We start from the raw sequence: 24391 nt of genomic DNA, 5'->3' as shown, positions 1-24391 counted from the left end.
ATGAAAATCCGAGCTGCTGCCGCGGTCGGGGCGATGGCTGCAGGACTGCTGGTGTTTTCGCCTACCGCGTCCGCGTCTCCGGTGTGTACGTCGTGGTCCGTGAGCACGGTGGCGTCGGGATACGGGATGCTGGAGAACCTTGCGTTCGGCGGAGACGGCTCGATGTATCTGTCGGAAACCTCGCCCATCGGCCCGGGGAGTATTCAGCGGTTGACCCCGGACACCGTGCGGTCGGTGGCGGTGTCCGACGTGTCTTCGCCGGGAGGCTTGGTCGTACACGACCGCACGCTCTATTTCGCAACGGGAAATAGCACGGCCGCAGGACTTTTCGGCACCCCGGACGGGACCGTGGACGTCGTGGATCTCGAGTCGGGGGTTCGTTCGACCTTCGCACGCGGCCTCGTGATGCCCAACGGACTCGCGAGATCGTCCGACGGGGCCTTCTTCGCCACCCGCAATCTCGGGGCCCCGACGGGTCTCACACTCGTGCCCAGTGCTGCGCCGCATGAGCCGGCGGTGGTACGCACCGACCTCGGTACGGCCAACGGGATCGCGATCGACGGGGACACGCTGTACGTATCGAACACGTTCGAGCCCGAACTCCGGATCACAGTGATGGACGCGCGCGATCCCGGCGGCGCCGTTCGGACGATCCCGGTGGACGGTTTCGGCCCCCTCACTGCCTCGGACGATATGACGGTGGGACCGGACGGTCGGATCTACCTGGCGCAGAATCTCGCCGGTCGCATCCTTCGGATAGATCCGAAGGATGGCTCCTCGTGCGTGATCGCCACCGGTATGCCGCTCACTACCTCCGTCAGCTTCGGCGGCACCGGCTGGGACAGCTCGTCCGTGTACGCCACCAGCTTCGACGGCACGGTTCGACAGGTATCACCCTCGTGACGGATGAGCGGCTGACCGCCTGGGTGCACGGGCAGGTCCAAGGAGTCGGCTTCCGATGGTGGACGCGGTCGCGAGCACTTGAACTCGGACTTGTCGGCTCGGCGACCAACCATGCGGACGGTCGGGTTCTGGTGGTCGCCGAAGGTGCCCGAGATCGACTCGAACAGCTGCTGTCTGCACTTCGAGGACGATCGACTCCAGGGACCGTGACGCTCGTGGTCGAGAGTTGGGATCCGCCACGAGGGGGTCTGTCCGGATTCGTGGAGCGCTAGAACGGTAGGCTCGACCGCCATGCATCTCAAGAGTCTGACGCTGAAGGGCTTCAAGTCCTTTGCTTCGGCGACGACTCTACGTTTCGAGCCGGGAATCACGTGTGTGGTCGGGCCGAACGGGTCGGGAAAGTCCAACGTCGTCGACGCGCTCACCTGGGTCATGGGGGAGCAGGGCGCGAAGGCCCTTCGTGGCGGCAAGATGGAGGACGTCATCTTCGCCGGGACGTCCGGGCGCGCACCGCTCGGCCGCGCGGAGGTCACGCTGACGATCGACAACTCCGACGGCGCCCTTCCCATCGACTACACCGAAGTCTCGATCACTCGGCGGATGTTCCGCGATGGCGCCGGCGAGTACGAGATCAACGGCAACTCGTGCCGGCTGATGGATGTACAAGAGCTTCTGAGCGACTCGGGTATCGGCCGTGAGATGCATGTCATCGTCGGGCAGGGGCGGCTTGCAGCGATTCTCGAATCGCGCCCCGAGGATCGCCGTGCCTTCATCGAGGAGGCCGCAGGTGTCCTCAAGCACCGCAAACGCAAAGAGAAGGCTGTTCGCAAGCTCGACGCGATGCAGGCGAATCTGGCGAGGCTCAGCGACTTGACCGCGGAGCTGCGTCGTCAGCTCAAACCGCTCGGCAGGCAGGCGGAGGTCGCCAGGCGTGCACAAACAGTCCAGGCGGATCTGCGTGACGCTCGATTGCGTCTTGCTGCAGACGATCTCGTCACACGACGCGAGGAGTTCGCGAACCAGACCCAGGACGAGGCTGCCGCGCGTGAGCAGTACGCGGCGGTTGCGGACACACTCCAAGCAGGGACCGTCGCTCTCGGCGAGCTCGAGCAGTCGGTCGCACGCTTGACCCCGAGCGCCGAGGCCGCAGGCCAGACGTGGTTTGCGCTCTCTGCACTCGCCGAACGCGTCAACGCAACCATCCGCATTGCCAAGGAGCGGGCCCGACACCTCGATTCCGCGCCGACCGGGGGCCGCGGCCAGGATCCGGACGAGCTCGAACAGCAGGCCGAGCGTGTCGCCGAAGAGGAGATGGAACTCGTCGAAGCGGTCGAGATCGCGCGGGAGTCCCTCGAAGCCGCACGGGAGCAATTGTTCGAGCGAGAGGCGGCCGCTGCCGAAGCCGAGCGCGCCCACATGGCTGCAGTGCGTGCCGTTGCGGACCGTCGCGAGGGTTTCGCACGGTTGTCCGGGCAGGTGGACACCTATCGAACCAAAGCCGACTCCATCGACGCAGAGGTGTCCAGGCTCTCGGTGGCCATAGAAGAGGCGCGCGAGCGCGGTGACGTTGCACGGGCCGAGTTCGAAAGCGTCCAGGATCAGATTTCTGGACTCGATGCGAGTGAGTTGAGCCTGGACACTCACTACGAACGTGCGGTTGCAGCGTTGCGCAGTGCCGATGCGCGTGTGACCGAGCTGCAGAACGAGGATCGGATCGCGGGGAAGCGGGTTGCGTCGTTCCAGGCGCGTATCGAGGCACTGACGATGGGCCTCGAACGCAAGGACGGCGCGGGATGGCTGATCGAACAAGGCCACGCCGGAGTGTCCGGTTTGCTTGCCGAGCAGATCACCGTGGACGAGGGGTTCGACGTCGCCGTCGCGGTCGCGATGGGACCCGTCGCCGACGCGGTCTACGCCGAGTCCTTCGACAGTGCACGGGACGCCGTGCGAGTGCTGCACGACACCGACAGTGGACGCGCGGCCATCGTGTTCGACAGTGAACACATCCAGCGATCCGGGGGTAGACCTGCTCGCGCGGTCTCTCTTCCGGACGGCGCGCGGTGGGCAATCGACGTCGTTCGATACCCGGACTCGCTGGCGGTCTCGATGGAAGCGTTGCTCGGCGACGTCGTAATCGTCGCCTCGCTCGACGACGCGCAGACCCTCGTGCGCGGGGCCGCGGAAATTCGGGCGGTGACCACTGAGGGGGACTACGTCGATTCCGGTTGGTTGTCGGGCGGTTCGGACAGGCGACCGAGCACGCTGGAAGTTCAGGCTGCGATCGACACTTCAGCTGTGGAACTCGCGGCGGCCGAACGTCGATCGGCAGAATTGGAAGCTGCGCTGTCGGGTGCACTGGCGGAGCAGTCCGATCGCCGAGAATCCGCTGAACAAGCGCTTGCCGCGCTCAACGAGTCCGATGCGGCGATGGCGGCGGTGTACGAGCAGCTAGGCAGGCTCGGACAGCTGGCGCGATCGGCCCAGGCGGAGTCGACTCGACTATCCGAGCAACGAGTGAAGGCAGAGAGCGGACGTGAAGAAGCCCTCGCCGCTCTGGCCGAACTCGAAGAGCGTTTGCGTATGGCCGAAGACGAGCAGTCCGGGGCGGCAGGCGCACCGGAATCCGAGGACTCGACCTTCGTTCGCGAGGCAGCTGCCGCCGCGTTGTCGGAGGTTCGGTCGGTGGAGGTCGAGGCCCGGCTCAATGTCAGAACGGCGGAGGAGCGGGCGCAGTCCGTTCGAGGGAAGGCCGACTCGCTGCGGCGCGCTGCCCGTGCAGAACGTGAGGCACGCGCTCGCGCGGAGCGCGACATGGTCGCTCGTCGCCACGCTGCCGCGGTGGCGGAATCCGTTGCATCGGCTGGAGATCGGGTAGCAGAGCGGTTGGCAGGTGTCGTCGCCGCTGCAGCCGCCCGTCGAGACGAGCTGGCAGAGCAGCGAGCGAATACCACTGCGGAACTGGACCGGGTGAAGGAACAGGTCAGGGCATTGCAGGGTCAGCTGGCATCGATCACCGACGCAGTCCACCGCGACGAAGTGGCACGCGCACAGGCCGCGCTGCGGATCGAGCAGCTGGAGGCGACGATTCTCGAGCAGCATGGCATCGGTCTCGACGATCTGATCGCCGAATACGGCCCGGATACCGTGCTCCCGCCGACCGAACTCGAAGTTGCCGAATACGAAGCTGCGAAAGAGCGCGGTGAGCAGGTAGTCGCGCCCGCGCCGATGCCGTTCGATCGACTCACTCAGGAAAAGCGGGCGAAGCGGGCCGAACGGGATCTGGCGACGTTGGGCAAGGTGAATCCGCTGGCATTGGAGGAGTTCGCCGCCCTGGAGGAGCGGTACAACTTCCTGTCGACGCAGCTCGAAGACGTGAAGTCCGCGCGTAAGGACCTGCTCGATGTCGTCGCCGATGTCGACGAACGGATTCTGCAGGTGTTCACCGACGCCTGGCTGGACGTCGAGCGTGAGTTCACCGGTGTGTTCGCGAAGTTGTTCCCCGGTGGCGAAGGGAGATTGATCCTCACCGATCCGGGGGACATGCTCACCACCGGTATCGAGGTCGAAGCTCGGCCGCCGGGGAAGAAGGTCAAACGCCTTTCGCTGTTGTCGGGTGGCGAGAAGTCCTTGACGGCGGTCGCCATGCTCGTCGCCATCTTCCGTGCAAGGCCGTCGCCGTTCTACGTCATGGACGAGGTCGAGGCGGCGTTGGACGATACGAATCTGCGACGACTGATCGGTTTGTTCGAGCAGTTGCGCGAGAAGTCGCAATTGATCGTCATCACTCACCAGAAGCCGACGATGGAAGTCGCCGACGCCCTGTACGGAGTTTCGATGCGCGGTGACGGAATCACCACGGTCATCTCGCAGCGTCTGAACCGCGACCGAGTCGAGACGATCGCAAGCGCCACCGAGGACGACGACGAGGTCGTGAAGACGCCCTCGAGCTGACGCCGCGACGCGTCCTGACAGGATGTATCCCGTGAGTACCCAAGCGTGGATCATCATTGCCGCTGTTCTGGCCATTCTCGTCGTCGGCCTCGTTGCCGGGTTCGTGCTGTCACGTCGACGCCGGGTGTCTCTGAAGTCGTCGGACTCGCCGACTATCGAAGAGGGACAGAAAGATCGGTCGGGGGGCTACAAAGCCGGTAGCGGGTTCTCGTTCAGTCAGGGCACCGCAACCGTCGAACCTAAGCCGGCCCCGACGCCCAAGCCGACGCCCAAGCCGACGCCTGAGCCTGCGCCGACGCCTGAGCCGGTTCCGACACTGGAACCTGCTCCGACACTGGAACCTGCTCCGACACCGACACCGACACCGACACCGGAGCCTGCGCCGTCACCGGAACCTGTGCCGGCACCTGTTCTCGACGACATCGCACCAACGGACGGCAGGCTCGATCGTCTCCGCGGGCGGCTGTCGCGCTCTCAATCAGCGGTCGGCAAGAGCCTTCTCGGTCTGCTCGGCGGAGGTGACCTCGACGAGGACTCGTGGGAGGAAGTCGAGGACACGTTGCTGATCGCGGACCTCGGTTCGGCGACGACCGAGGAAATCATGTCCTCGTTGCGCCAGCAGATGGCATCGCGGAGCATCAGAACCGAGGCCGATGCACGTGCGTTGCTCAAGGAAATCCTGATCGCGCAGTTGCACCCCGAGTTCGATCGTTCGATCCGAGCGTTGCCGCACGATGGCACTCCTGCTGTTCTGCTTGTCGTAGGCGTCAACGGCACCGGCAAGACGACCACCACTGGCAAGCTCGCACGGGTCCTCGTGGCCGACGGCCGTCGGGTACTGCTCGGTGCCGCCGACACGTTCAGAGCTGCCGCGGCAGACCAGCTACAGACGTGGGCCGAGCGCGTCGGCGCAGAGGTCGTCCGAGGAAAGGAAGGAGCTGATCCTGCTGCGGTGGCGTTCGATTCGGTTACTCGCGGTATCGAGCAAGGGGTCGATGTCGTGGTGGTGGACACCGCCGGTCGGCTGCACACCAAGTCGGGCCTGATGGACGAGCTCGGCAAGGTGAAGAGGGTCATCGAGAAGCGTGCGCATGTCGACGACGTTCTTCTCGTCCTCGATGCGACTGTGGGGCAGAACGGTCTGACTCAAGCCCGGGTGTTCGCAGAAGTGGTCGACATCACCGGAGTGGTCCTCACCAAACTCGACGGGACGGCCAAGGGTGGAATCGTATTCCAGGTGCAACGCGAACTCGGTGTGCCGGTGAAGCTGGTCGGTCTGGGCGAAGGAGCCGACGATTTGGCGCCGTTCGAGCCCGAAGCGTTTGTCGATGCGCTCTTGGGTTGAGATCACGAGAAGGTCTCGAATCGCAACACTGGTTTCTCTGGTAACGCCCGGGATCGGGCTCCGATCTGCCGTACTCGCTTCGGCAAAGCCGACCGGGAAGCCGAGCAGGGGTGCGGAAACGGGCGAACCGGAAATTCCCGAAATCGTGAAATGCCTGCACGAAACTTTCTAGCAACAGTTTCGGGCCATGCGTTCACATGAGCGAAACACCCGAGTGTCATGGATGAAACTTCTTGAAACCACTCTTTGTCCGTAACCGCGCACCAACCGGTGTGCAGGAGAAGGAGGGTGTACGTGAGTCCCGAGGATTTGTTGGCCAATTCCGGCAACGCCGCATGGATGCTGATCGCAGCATCTTTGGTACTGCTGATGACGCCGGGTCTGGCGTTCTTCTACGGCGGTATGTCGCAACAGAAGTCCGTCTTGAACATGATGATGATGTCGTTCGGATCGATGTGCGTCGTAGTGATCATCTACGTCCTGTGGGGATGGTCGATGTCGTACGGCACCGAGGACATCGGCGGACTGTTCGCCAATCCCTTCGAGTTCTTCGGACTCAAGGACTCCATCACCGACGCGGACGGTAATTTCATCGCCGGCGCGTGGGGATACGCCAACGTCATCGACGTCGCTTTCCAGGTCACGTTCGCCATCATCACCGTCGCACTGATCTCCGGCTCGATCGCGGGCCGCGTCAAGTACGGAACCTGGCTCGCATTCGCAGGCATCTGGGTCACGCTCGCGTACTTCCCGCTGGCACACATGGTCTGGGGTGGCGGACTGCTCTCGGGCTCCGAGGACGGCCTCGCTGCCAAGATCTTCGGCACCACCGACGACGGTGAGGGTGGACTCGTCGCCTCCGTTGCTCCGATCGACTTCGCCGGTGGCACTGTCGTTCACATCAACGCCGGTATCGCGGGCCTCGTCCTCGCCATCATCATCGGCAAGCGCATCGGCTTCGGCAAGATCGCCTTCCGCCCGCACAACCTGCCGTTCGTGATGCTCGGTGCGGCACTGCTGTGGTTCGGCTGGTTCGGCTTCAACGCAGGTTCGGCTTTCGCGGCGGACGGCGTCGCCGGTCTAGCCTGGGTCAACACCACCGCGGCCACTGCTGCCGCGATCGCAGGCTGGCTCATCACAGAACGTATTCGTGACGGACACGCCACCAGCCTCGGTGCAGCGTCGGGCATCGTCGCAGGCCTTGTGGCCATCACCCCCGCCGCCGGAGCCCTCACGCCGGTCGGCGCAATGATCCTGGGCGTTATCGCCGGTGTCTTGTCCGCACTCGCTGTCGGTCTGAAGTTCAAGTTCGGCTACGACGACTCGCTCGACGTCGTCGGTGTTCACCTGGTAGCTGGACTCTGGGGAACCATCGCCATCGGCCTTCTCGGCTCCGAGACCGGCCTGTTCTACGGTGGTGACTACAAGCAGCTCGTCGTGCAGATAGTCATCGCAGCGTTCGCGCTGATCTTCACCGGAATCGTCACCGCGGTCATCGCCTTCGCGCTCAAGCCCCTCGGATGGCGCGTCTCGGAAGAGGAAGAGGCCAACGGCATCGACGAGGCCGAACACGCCGAGACTGCGTACGACTTCGCCTGACAGGGTAGAGATAGGAGCGAGAAGTCGCTCAGCATGCAACCGTGCACTGAAATGAGCTTGTGAAGGGAAGCAGAAAATGAAGCTGATCACGGCAATCGTCAAACCGTTCACGTTGGAGGACGTCAAGACGGGCCTCGAACAAGCCGGCGTGCTTGGCATGACGGTCAGTGAAGTACAGGGGTACGGACGGCAGAAAGGCCACACCGAGGTCTACCGCGGTGCGGAGTATTCCGTCGATTTCGTGCCGAAGGTGCGTGTCGAGGTCGTCGTCGACGACGCGGCCGTAGAGAAGGTCGTCGAGGTCATCGTCGAGGCTGCGCGCACCGGCAAGATCGGTGACGGCAAGGTATGGGTCTCCCCGGTCGACTCGGTCATCCGAGTGCGCACCGGAGAACGCGGCGCCGATGCACTCTGACCCACACGGGTCGCGGACTGGCGGCCCCGATTCTCCAGCGAAAGCTGCAGGATCGGGGCCTTCGGTCTCGAAGGGCTCCGCATCGAAGGGCACCAACGACGCCGCAGCAGATTTGGCGCGCGCAAGAAAACAACTGCTCGACGGTGGAAATCGCAATCGCCGGCTCGATGCACCCTCGCTTCGCCAGGCTTTGGTCGATCTACACGAATTCTGGTTGACCACCAAGGGTGCCGAACTCGGAATCAAGCCCGACTCGGGCTTCGCAATCGTGGCTGTCGGGGGTCTCGCGCGCCGCGAACTACTTCCGTACTCGGACCTCGATCTGATTCTTCTGCACGACGACATGAGCCCGGAGATCGTGGCCGAAGTCGCCGACAAACTGTGGTACCCGCTCTGGGACGCCCACATCAAACTCGATCACAGCGTGCGGACCGTTCCGCAGGCGCTGCAGGTGGCGGCTACGGACATGACTGCTGCGCTGGGCATGCTCGAAGCGCGTCACATCGCCGGGGACGTCGAGTTGAGCAATCTGCTCATCGGTGGCGTTCGTCGGGAATGGCGTACCGGCATCAGAACCAGATTCGACGATCTCATTACTCAGACACGGTCGCGCTGGGTTCGTAGCGGCGAAATCGCGCATCGCGCCGAACCGGACCTGAAGAGCGGACGAGGGGGCCTTCGCGACGTACAACTTCTCGACGCGCTGTCGATCGCGCAGCTGACCGATGGAATGCCTGGACTCGGACCCGAGTCCCCAGGTGGAGGCCTTGCCTTTGCGCACGGTCGGTTGCTCGACGTCCGTACCGAGCTGCATCGGGTCGCAGGTCGTGCACGCGACCAGCTGCGCGCACAGGATGCGGACGAGATCGGGGCTGCGTTGCGAATCGGGGATCGGTTCGACCTGGCGCGGGTGCTCAGCGATTCCGCACGAACCATCAGCTACTCGGTCGACGTAGGTTTGCGTACAGCGGGCAACTCGCTGCCGCGGCGTGGTCTGTCGCGGCTCAGGCGCGTTCCCGTCCGTCGGCCCTTGGACGAGGGAGTGGTCGAGCACGCCGGCGAGGTCGTACTCGCTCGCGATGCACGTCCGAACAAGGATCACGGACTGATCATGAGGGTCGCTGCTGCGTCTGCTCAGACCGGCATGCCGATGTCGGCGTCGACACTGAACCGTCTGTCGGACAGCGCGCCGGAGCTGCGCGAACCATGGCCGAAGGAAGCGTTGAACGACTTGCTGGTCCTGCTCGGGTCAGGGCGGCGCGCCATCGCCGCCATCGAAGCGCTCGATCGAACAGGTCTGTGGGGCCGTCTGATCCCGGAGTGGGGCGCGGTGCGGGATCTACCGCCACGCGACGCCGTCCACACGTGGACGGTGGATCGGCATCTCGTCGAGACGGCGGCGTACGCCTCTGCGTTGACCACTCGCGTGGCGCGGCCGGATCTCCTTGTGCTCGGCGCTCTCATTCACGACATCGGTAAGGGCCGAGGGGGCGACCACAGCGTTGTCGGGGCCGAGCTGGCAACACAGATCGGCAACCGGTTGGGCCTGTGGCCCTCCGATGTCGCGCTGCTCAGTGCGATGGTTCGACATCACCTGTTGTTGCCGGATACGGCGACGAGGCGAGATCTCGACGATCCGGTGACCGTGGAGACAGTCGTCGATACCCTCGGCGCCGACTCGGTGCTCCTCGAACTGCTTCACGCGCTGGCGGAAGCCGATTCGTTGGCCACCGGGCCCGGGGTGTGGGGTGATTGGAAGGCGTCGCTGATTCGGGAGCTGGTCAGACGGTGCCGCATGGTGATGGCAGGGGAGACACTGCCGACGCCCGATCCGCTCGATCCTGCCCATGTGGCGCTCGCCGAGAAGGGCGGCGTCCACGTCGATCTCCAACCGACGGACGGTTCGCACACCTACGTGGTGACGGTGGTAGCGCCGGATACCCGTGGGCTGCTCTCCGATGCAGCGGGCGTTCTCGCGCTGCATTCGCTTCGAGTGTTGTCCGCGTCCCTCGGCAGTCACGATGGTTCGGCGGTGAACTCGTTCGCCGTCGCGCCACTGTTCGGGGCTCCGCCGCAGGCAGGCCTGCTGCGACAGGAAATCATCCGTGCTCAGGCTGGAGAGCTCGATCTCGTGGCGATGCTCGACGCCAAGGAACAGGACGCATTGCCGGTGCCGCTGGACGACGAGACCGATTCCTCGGTTCCCGTCGTGTACGCGCAGGCGCCTCCTCGGGTGCTGTGGTTCGACGGAACGGATCCCGGACAGGTCGTGCTCGAACTGCGAGCGGAAGACCGTCTCGGGCTCCTGTGCCGACTAGCAACAGCGTTGGAGTCGCTCGGTGCCGACGTCAGATGGGCTCGTGTCGCAACGCTCGGCACCTCGGTGGTGGATGCGTTCTGTCTCGATCTTCGCGATTCGGACAGTCGCGCGAATCGGGAGGAAATCGAGCGGGCGATCCTTGCGGTCGTTCCGGCCCCCGAACCTCCGAAGCCGCCGGAGAAGCCCGAAGGGACGTAGCGAGGTTCGTCCTTCGACGCGCCGGGCTGGTCTCGTATGTGAGTTTTCATAAAGATTCGGTTACGGTGTTTTCGGGCGAGATCATTTTGTTATGTTGCTCGCCACAGAGACATTGCATGAACGACATTGCATAAACGAGAGCGCAACGGTTCTGGAACGCCCTGTACGCAGGCCGTCACAGAGACCTCGCCGACGACTGATGAGGTACTAACTGTGGGAGCCCACCGCCGGTCGAATATCTACGTTCCGGCCGCACCGGATACCAACGCTCCGCGCGGGCGTCACCGGGCACAGGAGTCCTCGAACGACTCCGGGATCAGGACCGCCGCGATCGTGGCGGCCACCGGAGCAATCGTCGCAGGCGCAGCGCAGATGGGTACCGGCACCGCCACGGCGGCGCCGGTACCGCCTCCGCCTCCGCCCGCCGCAGGGTTGCCGTTCGAGCTTCCCCAGAACTTGCTGCCTGCAGGATTCGAGCTGCCGGCAGGCATCTCGCTTCCCGAGAACTTCGAGCTGCCCCCGGGCGTCGAGATTCCGCAGACCCCCGAACTTGCCGCTTTCGGACTCCCCGACGTCGGCGCCGCAGCCCAGGATCTCCTGCAGGGTCTGAAGCCGCTCGGGGCGAAGGCCGTCCAGCCGGTATCGGGTGTTCTCACCTCCAGTTTCGGTCAGCGCTGGGGTACCCACCACGGTGGCACCGACATCGCTGCACCGATCGGTACTCCAGTCCTTGCCGCAGCCGACGGCCAGGTCACGGCGGCAGGACCTGCGTCCGGCTTCGGTCTCTGGGTGAAGGTTCTGCACGCCGACGGCACCGAGACGGTCTACGGACACATCGATTCGTTCTCGGTGGCGCCAGGGCAGTACGTCACTGCGGGGCAGCAGATCGCAACTGTGGGCAACCGCGGCCAGTCGACTGGTCCGCACCTGCACTTCGAGGTGCATGATGCCTCCGGTGTCAAGGTCGACCCAACGGAGTGGTTGTCGACGCGGGGCGTGGCCGTCACGTGGAGCGACGCAGCGCGCAACGCCTGAGGATGGCCTCGCTGTCCACGCGCGGACAGCTCGGGCGCTAGTCTGGAGCCGAAGTTCCGCTTTACCAACAGGCTCGACTCTCAATCGGCTCAGGAGTGCAATCGGTGTTCGAATCCCTTTCCGACAGGTTGACCGGAACCCTCAAGGACCTGCGGGGCAAGGGCCGTCTCTCCGGTGCCGACATAGACGCCACGGCCCGCGAGATCAGACTTGCGCTGCTCGAGGCGGACGTGGCGCTGCCGGTGGTCCGCGAGTTCATCACGCGTATCAAGACCAGGGCGAAGGGCGCCGAGGTCTCCGGGGCACTCAATCCTGCTCAGCAAGTCGTCAAGATCGTCAACGAAGAGCTCGTAGGAATTCTCGGTGGCGAGACCAGGCGGCTGACGTTCGCCAAAACTCCGCCGACCGTGATCATGCTCGCGGGATTGCAGGGATCGGGTAAGACGACCCTCGCAGGAAAGCTCGCCAAGTGGCTGCGAGATCAAGGGCACACGCCTCTGCTCGTTGCCTGCGACTTGCAGCGCCCAGGGGCGGTCAGTCAGCTGCAGATCGTCGGAGAGCGTGCGGGCGCAACAGTGTTCGCGCCGCATCCAGGCACATCGATCGGCGGTGGCGAGAACGCGCTCGGTGTCTCGGCTGCAGATCCGGTCGAGGTCGCGCGCGTCGGCGTCGCAGAAGCCCGCACCAAGCAGTTCGACATCGTCATCGTCGACACGGCCGGCCGACTCGGTATCGACACAGAGTTGATGAATCAGGCTGCGGGTATCCGCGACGCGGTGGAACCCGACGAAACCCTGTTCGTTCTCGATGCGATGGTCGGCCAGGATGCGGTCAGTACAGCGCAGGCATTCCGTGATGGCGTCGGCTTCACCGGCGTCGTATTGACCAAGCTCGACGGCGACGCGCGTGGCGGCGCCGCATTGAGCGTCCGTGAAGTCACCGGTGCGCCGATCATGTTCGCGTCGACCGGTGAAAAGCTGGAAGACTTCGATGTCTTCCATCCCGACCGTATGGCCAGCCGCATCCTTGGAATGGGCGACGTTCTCAGCCTCATCGAGCAGGCCGAGCAGCACTTCGACGCCGAGCAGGCCGAGGCTACCGCCAACAAGATCGGTTCCGGCCAACTCACCCTCGACGACTTCCTCGAGCAAATGATGGCCGTTCGGAAGATGGGGCCTATCGGCAATCTGTTGGGCATGCTGCCCGGTGCAGGCCAGATGAAGGAACTGGCCAACGTCGACGAGAAGCAACTCGACCGGGTTCAGGCCATCATCCGCGGCATGACGCCGCAGGAGCGTACCGATCCCAAGATCATCAATGCGTCGAGGCGTCTGCGTATCGCCAACGGATCCGGGGTGAAAGTCTCGGATGTCAACCAGCTCGTCGACCGCTTCTTCGAGGCCCGCAAGATGATGTCCGCGATGGCCGGGCGCATGGGAATGCCCGGTGCACGTAAGCAGGTTCGCAGCAAGAAAGGCAAGAAGGGCAAGAAGGGCGGACGTGGGCCGACACAGCCCAAGATCCGCGGAGGCTTCCCGGGCATGCCCGGCGGAATGCCTGCGGGGATGCCTGACCTGTCCGGAATGCCGAAGGGTCTCGATCAAATGCCGCCCGGGCTCGAAGGTATCGACCTGTCTCAGCTGAAGTTGCCGAAGAAGTAGCCAGGTGGCGGCCTCCTACGTGATTCGGGGCAGAATTCTGCCCTCAGGCAGCCCCGTCGAATTGTGGATACGGGATGGAATCATCTCGCTCGAACCCGTAGCCGATGCCGAGATCGTGGCCGAGGACGGTTGGATTCTTCCCGGACTTGTGGACGCGCACTGCCATGTCGGCATCAAATACGGTGGTGGCCACGAGGACCTGCCGGGTGCCATCGCGCAAGCCGAGATCGAACGCGACGTCGGGGCGCTACTCCTGCGTGACGCCGGATCACCGGTCGATACCCGCGAACTCGACCATCACCCGGATCTTCCGCGGATCATCAGAGCAGGCCGACATATCGCCTCACCCAAGCGGTACATCCCTGGGCTTGCCATCGATATCGAGGACGAGTCGCAACTCCCGGAAGCTGTTGCGCAACAGGCTCGTATGGGTGACGGCTGGGTCAAACTCGTCGGTGACTGGATCGATCGCAGCGTGGGCGACCTTCGGCCCCTCTGGGACGAGAAGATCCTGCGAACCGCCATCGACGCGGCCCATGCCGAGGGGGCGCGGGTCACCGCCCACGTGTTCGGCGAGGACGCGCTGCCAGGGTTGATCGAGGCAGGTATCGACTGCATCGAGCACGGCACAGGATTGACCGACGAGACAATCGCATCGATGGTCTCGCACGGTACTGCGCTGGTTCCGACGCTGATCAACATCGAGACTTTCCCCGGTATTGCGGCGTCGGCGACGAAGTATCCGGTGTACGCCCGGCACATGCGCGAATTGCACGGCAGGGTTGCCGAGACCATCGGGCGGGCGCACGACGCCGGAGTGCCCATCTACGCGGGGACCGACGCAGGTGGATCGATCCGTCACGGGCGCATTGCCGACGAGGTCGACGCACTCACCCGGATCGGGATGAACGCGACGGAGGCGCTCGGTGCGGCGTGCTGGAGCGCACGATCCTGGCTGGGATGGCCAGGAATCGAGCACGGTGCCCCGGCAGACCTTCTGGTCTACTCGGACGATCCCCGCACCGGTCCCGACGTTCTGTCTACGCCCGATGTGATCGTGCTGCGCGGTGTCCCGCGGCGTTCGCGATGACGTCGCCGGACTCGTCCGACCGCGAACCTCCGCCGAGTTGGGCCGCGATGGCACCGATGAACGCGGTGCATCACCCGACGTCGGGTCTGTCCGACGGGTACTGGCGCGCCGAGGTCGCCGCGTCCCGGCGTCGTCCCGGGCAGCGGTGGGGGATCCCTGCGGCTGCCACCGTATTGCTGCTCAACCTCGCAGGCTTCCTCGTGTTGCCGTTCGTTGTGGACACCGACATCGCAGGTGTCTACGTGCTGGCGATCATGATGCCGAGCCTGGTCGCGATGCTCGTGTCGCTGCTGTTCAGCTGGTATCGAGGGAACGGCCCGGTCGTCGACTTCGGATTACCGACGTCGTCGACGGAGTTCGGCAGTCAACTCAAATCGGGGTTTGCCTGGGGCACAGTCGCCCTCGGCGGCGGTATCGTCCTCGCACTTGTCGTGCTCGCCCAGACGGATCTCGAAGACCAAGTGCCGCTGGGTGGTCTGATCGGCATCCCGCTGCCGTGGAAGATCGTTCTCGCGCTCTGGATCTGGCTCGGCGCTCCGTTCTGCGAGGAAATCATGTTCCGCGGCATGGTCTGGGGCGCGCTCGAACGCCGAGCGACGCCCGTCGGGCCGACACGGTTCTCATGGCTGGGCAACAAATGGGTCGTGCTGGTCGTAACCGCACTCCTGTTCGCGCTCTGGCATCGCGAAGGATGGCGGTTCGTGGTGCTCCTGTGGGGCGGGCTGGCCATCGGGATCGCCCGGATGAGGTCAGGATCGGTTGCGTCGTCCACCGTTGCGCATTCGGTCAACAACACCTTGCCGGCTCTCGCTGTCCTGCTGGCGTTGTGACATCCGATTAACTGTCGGTGTCGGTCGTCTGGCACAATGGGACGCTGTTCGCCCGTCCACCGGTTACGTACCGAACGGCGGTCACAACACCCATCAACGCAAAACCGGGTGCGCAGTCCACGCGCACCGCAGAATTGCGACGTGACCAACTCGAAAGGCTCTATTTTTCATGGCTGTCAAGATCAAGCTCATGCGCATCGGTAAGATCCGCACCCCGCACTACCGCATCGTCATCGCGGACTCTCGCACCCGCCGCAACGGCCGCGCGATCGAGACCATCGGCAAGTACGAGCCCAAGCAGGACCCCAGCATCATCGACATCGACTCCGAGCGCGCGCAGTACTGGCTGAACGTCGGCGCACAGCCGACCGAGCCGGTCGAGGCACTGCTGAAGATCACCGGTGACTGGCAGAAGTACAAGGGCCTGCCGGGCTCGGAAGGCACCTTGCGTGTCGCCGAGGCGAAGCCCTCCAAGCTCGATCTGTTCAACGCTGCGCTGGCTCAGGCCGACGCCGAGCCGCTCGGTGATGCCACCACGGCCAAGAAGAAGAAGGCTCCCAAGGCCGACGACGCTGCAAAGGCCGACGACGCCGTTGCCACCGAGACGGCAGAGACGCCGGCCGCCGAGGCTGCTGAGAAGTGAGTGCCGTTGTCGCCGACGCCGTCGAACATCTCGTTCGCGGTATCGTCGCCAATCCTGACGACGTTCGCGTCGAACTGATCACCGGACGCCGTGGGCGCACCGTCGAGGTGCACGTGCATCCCGACGACCTCGGTAAGGTGATCGGCCGCGGGGGCCGCACGGCAACCGCGTTGCGCACGCTCGTATCTGGAATCGGCGGACGCGGAATTCGCGTCGACGTCGTCGACACCGATCAGTAGAGAAGTACATGGAGCTCGTTGTCGGCCGTGTGGCGAAGTCACACGGCGTCAAAGGTGAAGTCGTCGTCGATGTTCGCACCGACGACCCCGAACATCGTTTTGCAGTCGGAGCCGTCCTTCGTGGACGGAAGCCTCGGACGCAAACCGACACCGTCGCTTACACGGTAGAAGCCGCCCGGGACCACTCCGGGCGGCTTCTGCTGCGTCTGAAAGGAATCGGCGACAGGGCCGAGGCAGATGCATTGCGCGGCACACTTTTCTTCGTCGAATCGGACGATCTGCCTCCGTCAGAGGATCCGGACGAGTTCTACGATCACGAACTGGAAGGCCTGAAGGTTCGGTTGCTGGACGGCACCGATGTCGGCGTAGTTCGCGAGGTTCTACATTCTGCAGCGGGGGAGTTGCTGTCGATTCGGCCCACCGATGGGTCCGGTGCGGAAATACTCGTACCGTTCGTCGCAGCCATCGTCACCTCGGTGTCCCTGGCCGACGGCGTCGTTCTCATCGATCCGCCCGAAGGTCTGCTGGACCCGGAGTAGACGCACGTGAAACTCGATGTAGTCACGATCTTTCCCGAATATCTCACCCCACTGCGTACTGCCTTGCTGGGCAAGGCGATCGACAAGGGTCTTGTGTCGCTCGGCATCCACGATCTACGTTCCTGGACCCAGGACGTACACAAGGCCGTCGATGATTCTCCGTACGGCGGTGGACCTGGCATGGTGATGAAGCCGACTGTGTGGGGCGAGGCGCTCGACGATGTCCTCACCGCCGACTCGTTACTGGTAGTACCCACCCCGGCAGGCGTCCCGTTCACCCAGCGTGTCGCTGAAAGATGGTCGCGCGAGGAGCATCTGGTGTTCGCCTGCGGTCGGTACGAAGGAATCGACCAGCGTGTGTTCGACGACGCAGCTACCCGTGTCCGGGTCGAAGAAGTCAGCATCGGAGACTACGTTCTGATCGGCGGCGAGGCTGCAGTACTCGTCATGAGCGAGGCCGTCGTCCGGCTACTGCCAGGAGTTCTCGGCAATCAACAGTCTCATCGAGAGGACTCGTTCTCCGACGGGCTGTTGGAAGGTCCTAGCTACACCCGTCCGGCGACGTGGCGTGGCCTCGAGGTCCCCGAGGTCCTCTTGTCGGGGGATCACGCTCGCATCGCAGCGTGGCGCGCGCAACAGTCACTGGAACGCACCGAGCAACGACGACCGGATCTCTTGCAGGACTAGTCGATTCGACCATCCGGGAACAACATGGTCACAAATCCCGTGAGGGTGTCCCGAGCGTGCCGAGCGCTACTGTCGTCCGTCACGTCGACGACCGCTGTGTCCGGGTAGTTGTCCATGTCGTCCTCGTAGTGAATCTCCTCGCGCGAGATCAACGCGACGATGTATCGGTTGTCCACGCCGATCGTTCCGGTGGTCAGATGTATCCAGCGATCGGCGATGCAGCACATCCAGCCCTGCTTGACGGCGCGAACGGGTTCGGCGGGAAGTCCGCCGACGATGCCGAACTGCTGCTGGTACCCGTCCGTTGCAACTGGGGTCGACTCGCGCAGAAAGCCGATCACGGTTGCCGTCGATGCAGGCGACAGGCCACCGGCGCCGTCGAGCAGTCTCGAGTAGTACGCGACGAGGTCGGCCGCCGAGGTCGTGGTGTTCCACCAGAGATCGTCCCACGGGGGCGACGTTGCGGTGAGGCCGTACCGCTCGGTGACGCGGTTGATTATGTCGCTGCCACCGTACTTGTACCAGAGGGCGTTCGCCGCGTTGTCGTCCGAGGATCTCAGCATCGATGCGATCGAGTCCATGTCGTCCGCGGACACCGGCACCCTGGCTATCTCCGCGCCGCGCAGTACATCATCGGCGATGAAAAGCTTCGATACCGACGCGGTCTCTGTCTGTTCGGTGTCACCGCTCGCGAAATAGGCGCCGGTCTGGCGGTCGAGCAGCGCGAAGTCGACTCGAGCTCCGCGGCCGGCGGCAGATCCAACGGCCTCCGGTATGCGTGCGCCGAGGTCGAGATCGGCGACGGTGTCCGTATCGGGAAACGGTGACTCGGTGGTGCTTGCGGTCATGCTGCTCGGGGAATCGTCGGGCACGCTGCATCCCGAGAACAGAATGGCTACCGAAGCGACGAGGGCTGCGCACGAAATTACCAGGACTTGCAGCGGCCTGGACATTTCGAGGTCTCCCAGTCTGGTCCGTCGAACTTCGTGTCACAGCCTAGCTGTAGGGTCGTGCGCCGTGACGAGTGCTCTGAAAACTGTGAACAAGCGCATAGCCGAGGAACTCGATGTTCGCGAGGGCCAGGTGGCTGCTGCCGTGGATCTACTCGACAGCGGTTCGACGGTCCCCTTCATCGCGCGGTACCGCAAAGAAGTGACCGGAATGCTAGATGACGCGCAGTTGCGTCACCTCGAGGAACGTCTGCGTTACCTCCGTGAACTCGACGAACGGCGCGATGCCGTGATCGAATCCATCCGTGCCCAGGGCAAACTCGACGATGCACTCGAGCAGTCGCTCATGCTCGCCGAGACCAAGGCGCGAGTCGAGGACATCTACCTGCCATTCAAGCCCAAGCGGCGAACCAAAGCGCAGATCGCGCGCGAAGCGGGTCATGAGCCTGTCGCCGACGCTCTGATCTCGGATCCGAACACCGACCCCGCCCGCTACGACACCGAACAACTCGATGGTGCGCGCGCCATCCTCGTCGAGCGTTTCGCCGAAGATCCCGACCTGGTCGGGGAGCTGCGCGAGTTGATGTGGACGCGGGGAAAGCTGACGTCGACGGTTCGCAAGGGAAAAGAGGACGAGGGCGCCAAATTCGCCGACTACTTCGAATTCTCGGAACCGTTCACATCGCTGCCGTCGCACCGAATCCTCGCGGCGTTGCGCGGCGAGAAGGAAGAAGTGCTCTCCCTAGGCCTCGAACCTGATCAGGACGAAGCGGTTCCCGGGGTTCCGACGATCTACGAGGGTCGAATCGCAGCCAAATTCGACATCGCGGACCGTGGCCGTCCCGCCGATCGTTGGTTGTTGGACACAGTTCGGTGGGCCTGGCGTACCAAACTCCTGGTCACGATGGCGATCGACGTTCGCATGAGGCTCCGTCAGTCCGCTGAGAAGGATGCCGTCGACGTATTTGCCTCGAACCTCAAGGATCTGCTTCTCGCAGCGCCCGCCGGGAACAGAGCGACGATGGGCCTTGACCCAGGATTCCGTACCGGAACCAAGGTGGCCATCGTCGATTCGACGGGCAAAGTAGTCGACTACGACACGATTTATCCACACAAGCCGCAGGGTAAGTGGGACCAAGCGCTGGCAACATTGGCTGCGCTGGCGGCGAAGCACTCGGTGCAGCTCATCGCCATCGGCAACGGTACGGCCTCGCGCGAGACCGATTCGCTCGCTGCGGAACTCATCGCGAAGTACCCGGCGGCCGGCTTGACCAAGATCGTCGTCTCCGAGGCAGGTGCATCGGTGTACTCGGCGTCGGCGTACGCGTCGAGCGAGCTGCCCGAGCTCGACGTCTCGATCCGCGGCGCAGTGTCTATCGCGCGACGTCTCCAGGATCCGCTGGCCGAATTGGTGAAGATCGATCCGAAGTCCATCGGAGTCGGTCAGTACCAGCACGACATCTCCGAGTCTCTGCTCGCTCGATCCCTCGGTGCGGTGGTGGAAGACGCCGTGAACGCGGTTGGGGTCGACGTCAACACCGCATCCGTGCCGCTGCTGTCGAGGGTCTCCGGCATTGCAGGCTCGCTGGCGGAGAGCATCGTCGCGCATCGCGACGAGCATGGGCCGTTCTCGAGCCGTACCAAGCTCAAGGACGTCGCACGACTCGGCCCGAAGGCGTTCGAGCAGTGCGCGGGATTCCTTCGCATCTCCGGCGGCGAGGATCCGCTCGATCGATCGAGCGTGCACCCAGAGGCGTATCCGGTCGTTCGGCGCATCGTCGACTCAGCCGGCATCGGCGTACGTGAGGTGATCGGCAATAGCTCGTTGCTACGGTCACTGAATCCGGAGCAGTTCGCCGACGACCGATTCGGCGTCCCGACCGTCACCGACATCATTTCGGAGCTCGAGAAGCCTGGTCGAGACCCGCGCCCGGAGTTCAAGACCGCCACGTTTGCTGCCGGAATCGAAAAGGTGGCCGACCTGTCGCCGGGTATGACGCTCGAGGGGGTCGTCACCAACGTCGCAGCTTTCGGAGCATTCGTCGATGTCGGTGTGCACCAAGACGGCCTCGTTCACGTGTCGGCTATGTCGCACAACTTCGTGAAGGATCCCCGCGAGGTAGTCAAGTCCGGCGATGTTGTGAAGGTGAAGGTGATGGAGGTCGACATCCCGCGTCAGCGCATCGGGCTGAGCCTGCGTCTCGACGACGAACCAGGGGCAACCGCGAAGGACAAGTCCCGTGGCGGTGGCGAGAGTCGCCGCCAGCAGAGCGGGCCGCCTAGCGAGAACCGAGCTGGCCGTGACAACCGGGCTGGCCGTGACAACCGAACTGGCCGTGACAATCGAGGGGGCGGCAAGCAGGCAAGCACGCCTGCGGGCGGTTCTATGGCCGACGCGCTACGGAAGGCGGGGTTCGGCAAGTAGTCTCGGAGTCCTTCGGGATCGACGGGGTCGGAAAGGTTTGGATGCCGGCGTGAGATGGCTGGATCACGAGATCATCGCGCACGGACGGTTGCCTCTGTTGTGCTTCCTTCTGGGGTTCCTCGGAGGTTTCCTGCTGATTCGTCTGAGCGTCAGGATGATTCGGGCCCAGGTGAAGTGGTGGCCGGGCAACATCACCCCGGGCGGGCAGCACATCCACCACGTGGTGTTCGGAATCGTGTTGATGCTCGTCTCCGGTATTTCGATCATCGCGGTGTTCGAAGACGGGACCCAGGAGACCGGTGCGATGCTCGCGGCGCTCTTCGGAATCGGCTCGGCTCTCGTACTGGACGAATTCGCGCTGATCTTCTATCTGAAGGACGTCTACTGGTCGGAGCAGGGGAGGACATCGGTCGATGCGGTGTTCGTCGCCGTGGCAGGGACCGGCCTCCTCCTGCTCGGCTTCCATCCGTTGGAGCTGCTGAACGTCACCGAGATCAGGCGTGACCCGGATCCACTGATGCGGTTCGCGCTCGTGACTCTGGCGTTCGGGCACCTGGGGCTATGTGCTGTGGTGTTGTTCAAGGGAAAGATCTGGAGCGGGTTGATCGGTCTGTTCTTCGCTCCGATACTCGTTGTCGGTGCCGTGCGCTTGAGCCGGCCAGGTGCGCCGTGGGCGCGGTGGCGGTACACACTCCGACCGAAGAAGATGGAGCGTGCGCTCCGGCGCGAGCGAACCATCAGGCGGCCCGCAATTCGAGCCAAGATCTACATCCAGGATCTGGTGGCGGGCAAGCCGAACCTCGACCATGTCCTCGCTGCCACCGAGGACGAGCTGGACAGGACTGTCCACGCGGCGCCTGCTCCCGCCGTCCCGTCGCCGATGACCGACGCGATTTCGCGACCTGCTGAGTGATCTGGCATGATGGACAGGTTGCCTGTACCAGGCACAGACCTAATCGGAGTACGAACCAGCCGAGTGCCACGAAGTCGTGGTGCCGCTCGGTTCCTCTACTCGTGCGAAGAACGCAAGGATGGCACTACCTATGAACACTCTGGACTTCTTGGACAAGCAGTCGCTGCGCAGCGACATTCCTGATTTCCGCCCCGGCGACACGCTCAACGTGCACGTCAAGGTTATCGAAGGCTCGAAGGAGCGCGTGCAGATCTTCAAGGGCGTCGTCATCCGTCGCCAGGGTGGTGGCGTCCGCGAGACCTTCACCGTTCGTAAGGTCTCGTTCGGCGTCGGTGTCGAGCGCACCTTCCCCGTCCACAGCCCGAACATCGCGCAGGTCGACGTCCTCACCCGCGGTGACGTCCGGCGCGCCAAGCTCTACTACCTTCGCGATCTTCGTGGCAAGGCTGCCAAGATCAAGGAAAAGCGCTGAGAGCAGAGTTACCTCCAGCATTGAACTCGAGCGCCGCATCGACCGTCACGGTCGGTGCGGCGCTTGTCGTTCGAGAGTGTGCAGCTAATCTGGTGCGGTGTCAGATTCCCCGCAGGATCCTCACGGCCGGTCAGACTCGTTGAGCGAGGATGAAAACACCAAGCGTCGTGAAAAGAAGCCCAGATCTTTCTGGCGTGAACTGCCCATCCTCATCCTGGTAGCTCTGGTTCTGAGCTTCCTCCTCCAGACGTTCATCGCCCGCGTCTATCTCATTCCGTCGGAGTCGATGGAGCCGACATTGCACGGGTGTGCAGGGTGCACGGGTGACCGCATAGTCGTGGAGAAGATCGGATATCACTTCGGAGATCCACAGCCCGGGGATGTCGTGGTCTTCCGCGGCCCGGAGTCATGGAACAGTGAGTTCGTTTCCACGCGCTCGTCCAATGCAGTCATTCGTGGTGCGCAAGAGGTGGGTTCTCTCATCGGAGTCGTCGCACCCGACGAGAACGACTTGGTCAAGCGTGTGATCGCCACCGGCGGACAGACTGTCGAGTGCTGCGACGAGCAGGGAAGGGTGCTCGTGGATGGTAAGCCACTCGACGAACCGTACATACAGATGGATTTTCCGTTCACGCCGGGAGTTCTGACCTGTGACACCGAGTTGAAGTCCGGTCGGTGCTTCTCGGCCGTCACCGTGCCCGAGGGAAATCTCTGGGTGATGGGTGACAACCGCAGCAACTCGGCCGACTCACGGTTTCATGTGACGGACGAGCTGATGGGAACCGTCCCGGTCGACAATGTCATCGGCAAGGCATTCCTCATCGCGCTGCCGCCTTCGCGTTTCGGAACCCTCGATTCGCCGGACATTCAGGGGCAATGAGCCGGGGAGTAGCAATGACCGGTACCAGCAGTCGTGCGCGTAGCCGCCCACCGTGGCCGCCCCGACCTGTCATTCGCAGGTCGTCAGGTTTGCGGACGATGGAATCTGCACTCGACCGAAATGGCCTAGGACCCGTTGCCGGAGTCGACGAGGCCGGTCGAGGGGCGTGTGCCGGACCGCTGACTGTCGCGGCGTGCGTATTGGGCCCGAAGCCGTACGCTTCGCTCGCCGATCTCGACGATTCCAAGAAGCTGACCGAGAGGCGTCGGGAGGAGCTCTTCCCGAAGATCAAGCGGTGGGCACGCGCATGGTGTGTGGTGTTCATCGAAGCCGAGGAAGTAGATCGAATCGGCGTGCACGTAGCCAATATCGAGGGTATGCGGCGCGCGGTAGCTGGTCTCGGTATGACGCCTGGCTACGTGCTGACCGACGGTTTCAGGGTGCCCGGCCTCTCGGCGCCGTCACTGCCGGTGATCGGTGGAGACGCTACCGCGGCGTGCATTGCTGCGGCCAGCGTTCTCGCGAAGGTCTCACGTGATCGTGTGATGGTCGAGATGGACGGTCGCATTCCCGGATATGGATTCGCCGTGCACAAGGGATACAGCACGAGGGCACACGCAGCTGCGCTGGCGGAGCTCGGGCCGTGCGCAGAGCATCGAATGTCCTACGCGAATGTTTCCGCGGCCGGGAATCGGCTGCGGGACGCCGCCCCGAGCCCGGGCCGAATGGACTGCGACGAGCCGAGTGCGAGATGATTGTCTTTCACGCTATGAGGACAGGATGAGAGAAAACCGATGAGTGCCGAGGATCTCGAAAAGTACGAAACCGAGATGGAACTCTCGCTGTACCGGGAGTACCGAGACATCGTCGGCCAGTTCAACTACGTCGTCGAGACCGAGCGTCGCTTTTATCTAGCGAACTCGGTGGAGCTGATCCCGCACAATGCCGATGGAGAAATCTATTTCGAGCTGCGAATGTCCGATTCCTGGGTGTGGGACATGTACCGGCCCGCTCGTTTCGTGAAGCACGTCCGGGTGATCACCTTCAAGGACGTCAACATCGAAGAGCTGGAGAAACCCGATCTCAGGCTGCCCGAGTAAAGACGCACGTGACCCCCACGCTGTGGCTGCTGCTCATTGCGTCCGCGATGTACGTCGTCGGCCGTCGTCGGTCCCGGACGAAGCTGGTGATGTGTGCACAGTTGATCGGAGCTGCGACGGTGTGCCTCGTCGTCGGGCAAGTCGTCTGGGCGATTCTTACGCAATGAACGACACTGAGTGAATTGATTTGTCGTAA

The 24391-nt window shown here is 63.7% G+C and carries 23 protein-coding genes; 22 read left to right on the top strand and 1 reads right to left on the bottom strand.

Annotation, left to right across the window (positions count from 1 at the left end):
- The 15 genes from WDS16_RS11905 to trmD all read left to right on the top strand — a co-directional run bounded on the left by WDS16_RS11905 (window position 1) and on the right by trmD (window position 17455).
- Window positions 1-903: an SMP-30/gluconolactonase/LRE family protein gene (locus WDS16_RS11905; RefSeq protein WP_338892851.1), complete on the top strand. Its 903-nt coding sequence runs from the start codon at window positions 1-3 to the stop codon at window positions 901-903.
- Window positions 900-1175 (top strand): acylphosphatase, encoded by a 276-nt coding sequence (locus tag WDS16_RS11900; RefSeq protein ID WP_338892850.1) that lies wholly within the window; start codon window positions 900-902, stop codon window positions 1173-1175. The genes WDS16_RS11905 and WDS16_RS11900 overlap by 4 nt, the downstream gene beginning before the upstream one ends.
- A 19-nt stretch (window positions 1176-1194) precedes the next feature.
- A complete protein-coding gene (smc, locus tag WDS16_RS11895; RefSeq protein WP_338892849.1) occupies window positions 1195-4854 on the top strand; it encodes a chromosome segregation protein SMC in 3660 nt (1219 codons plus the stop codon).
- Window positions 4855-4876: 22 nt separating this feature from the next.
- Window positions 4877-6199, top strand: a complete 1323-nt coding sequence (gene ftsY, locus WDS16_RS11890; RefSeq protein ID WP_338892848.1) for a signal recognition particle-docking protein FtsY — start codon at window positions 4877-4879, stop codon at window positions 6197-6199.
- Window positions 6200-6538: 339 nt separating this feature from the next.
- Window positions 6539-7798 carry an ammonium transporter gene (locus WDS16_RS11885; RefSeq protein WP_338893374.1) on the top strand — a complete coding sequence of 420 codons (1260 nt, stop codon included), beginning with the start codon at window positions 6539-6541 and terminating at the stop codon, window positions 7796-7798.
- Between the two features lie 76 nt (window positions 7799-7874).
- The gene (locus WDS16_RS11880; protein ID WP_019664269.1) at window positions 7875-8213 is read left to right on the top strand and encodes a P-II family nitrogen regulator; all 339 of its coding nucleotides are present in this window, start codon (window positions 7875-7877) and stop codon (window positions 8211-8213) included.
- Entirely contained in the window at window positions 8203-10731 is a 2529-nt protein-coding gene (locus tag WDS16_RS11875) for a [protein-PII] uridylyltransferase (protein WP_338892846.1), read from the top strand. Before WDS16_RS11880 ends, WDS16_RS11875 begins: the two co-directional genes overlap by 11 nt.
- Before the next feature lie 213 nt (window positions 10732-10944).
- Window positions 10945-11766, top strand: a complete 822-nt coding sequence (locus WDS16_RS11870) for a M23 family metallopeptidase (protein ID WP_338892845.1) — start codon at window positions 10945-10947, stop codon at window positions 11764-11766.
- Between the two features lie 104 nt (window positions 11767-11870).
- Window positions 11871-13427 carry a signal recognition particle protein gene (gene ffh / locus WDS16_RS11865; RefSeq protein ID WP_338892844.1) on the top strand — a complete coding sequence of 519 codons (1557 nt, stop codon included), beginning with the start codon at window positions 11871-11873 and terminating at the stop codon, window positions 13425-13427.
- Window positions 13428-13431: 4 nt separating this feature from the next.
- On the top strand, window positions 13432-14517 hold the full coding sequence (locus WDS16_RS11860) for an amidohydrolase family protein (RefSeq protein WP_338892843.1): 1086 nt from the start codon (window positions 13432-13434) through the stop codon (window positions 14515-14517).
- Window positions 14514-15347: a type II CAAX endopeptidase family protein gene (locus WDS16_RS11855; RefSeq protein WP_338892842.1), complete on the top strand. Its 834-nt coding sequence runs from the start codon at window positions 14514-14516 to the stop codon at window positions 15345-15347. Before WDS16_RS11860 ends, WDS16_RS11855 begins: the two co-directional genes overlap by 4 nt.
- 169 nt (window positions 15348-15516) lie before the next feature.
- Window positions 15517-15990 carry a 30S ribosomal protein S16 gene (gene rpsP, locus WDS16_RS11850; RefSeq protein WP_338892841.1) on the top strand — a complete coding sequence of 158 codons (474 nt, stop codon included), beginning with the start codon at window positions 15517-15519 and terminating at the stop codon, window positions 15988-15990.
- Window positions 15987-16229: an RNA-binding protein gene (locus tag WDS16_RS11845; RefSeq protein WP_003939023.1), complete on the top strand. Its 243-nt coding sequence runs from the start codon at window positions 15987-15989 to the stop codon at window positions 16227-16229. Before rpsP ends, WDS16_RS11845 begins: the two co-directional genes overlap by 4 nt.
- 8 nt (window positions 16230-16237) lie before the next feature.
- A complete protein-coding gene (gene rimM / locus WDS16_RS11840) occupies window positions 16238-16768 on the top strand; it encodes a ribosome maturation factor RimM (protein ID WP_338892840.1) in 531 nt (176 codons plus the stop codon).
- A gap of 6 nt (window positions 16769-16774) precedes the next feature.
- Entirely contained in the window at window positions 16775-17455 is a 681-nt protein-coding gene (gene trmD, locus WDS16_RS11835; RefSeq protein WP_338892839.1) for a tRNA (guanosine(37)-N1)-methyltransferase TrmD, read from the top strand.
- Here the strand turns inward: trmD and WDS16_RS11830 are convergent.
- The gene (locus WDS16_RS11830; RefSeq protein WP_338892838.1) at window positions 17452-18408 is read right to left on the bottom strand and encodes a serine hydrolase; all 957 of its coding nucleotides are present in this window, start codon (window positions 18406-18408) and stop codon (window positions 17452-17454) included. The two genes, trmD and WDS16_RS11830, sit on opposite strands and share 4 nt — an antisense overlap.
- A 64-nt stretch (window positions 18409-18472) precedes the next feature.
- On the opposite strand from WDS16_RS11830, the gene WDS16_RS11825 reads away from it, so the two are divergent.
- From WDS16_RS11825 to WDS16_RS11795, 7 genes are all read left to right on the top strand, one after another.
- Window positions 18473-20830, top strand: a complete 2358-nt coding sequence (locus tag WDS16_RS11825; RefSeq protein ID WP_338892837.1) for a Tex family protein — start codon at window positions 18473-18475, stop codon at window positions 20828-20830.
- 58 nt (window positions 20831-20888) lie between these two features.
- Window positions 20889-21743 (top strand): hypothetical protein, encoded by an 855-nt coding sequence (locus WDS16_RS11820; protein ID WP_338893372.1) that lies wholly within the window; start codon window positions 20889-20891, stop codon window positions 21741-21743.
- A gap of 130 nt (window positions 21744-21873) precedes the next feature.
- The gene (gene rplS / locus WDS16_RS11815; protein WP_338892836.1) at window positions 21874-22215 is read left to right on the top strand and encodes a 50S ribosomal protein L19; all 342 of its coding nucleotides are present in this window, start codon (window positions 21874-21876) and stop codon (window positions 22213-22215) included.
- A 139-nt stretch (window positions 22216-22354) separates the two neighbouring features.
- On the top strand, window positions 22355-23095 hold the full coding sequence (lepB, locus tag WDS16_RS11810) for a signal peptidase I (RefSeq protein ID WP_338892835.1): 741 nt from the start codon (window positions 22355-22357) through the stop codon (window positions 23093-23095).
- 14 nt (window positions 23096-23109) lie between these two features.
- Window positions 23110-23850, top strand: a complete 741-nt coding sequence (locus WDS16_RS11805; RefSeq protein ID WP_338892834.1) for a ribonuclease HII — start codon at window positions 23110-23112, stop codon at window positions 23848-23850.
- 39 nt (window positions 23851-23889) lie between these two features.
- Window positions 23890-24195: a DUF2469 domain-containing protein gene (locus tag WDS16_RS11800; RefSeq protein ID WP_068375452.1), complete on the top strand. Its 306-nt coding sequence runs from the start codon at window positions 23890-23892 to the stop codon at window positions 24193-24195.
- An 8-nt stretch (window positions 24196-24203) separates the two neighbouring features.
- Window positions 24204-24362, top strand: a complete 159-nt coding sequence (locus WDS16_RS11795; RefSeq protein WP_338892833.1) for a hypothetical protein — start codon at window positions 24204-24206, stop codon at window positions 24360-24362.
- Window positions 24363-24391: the final 29 nt, after the last annotated feature.

Origin of the sequence: Rhodococcus sovatensis (genome assembly GCF_037327425.1) — a bacterium.
GTDB lineage: Bacteria > Actinomycetota > Actinomycetes > Mycobacteriales > Mycobacteriaceae > Rhodococcoides > Rhodococcoides sovatense.
Note: the sequence above shows the minus strand (reverse complement) of the source record. Positions and strands in the feature narration are given on the sequence as shown.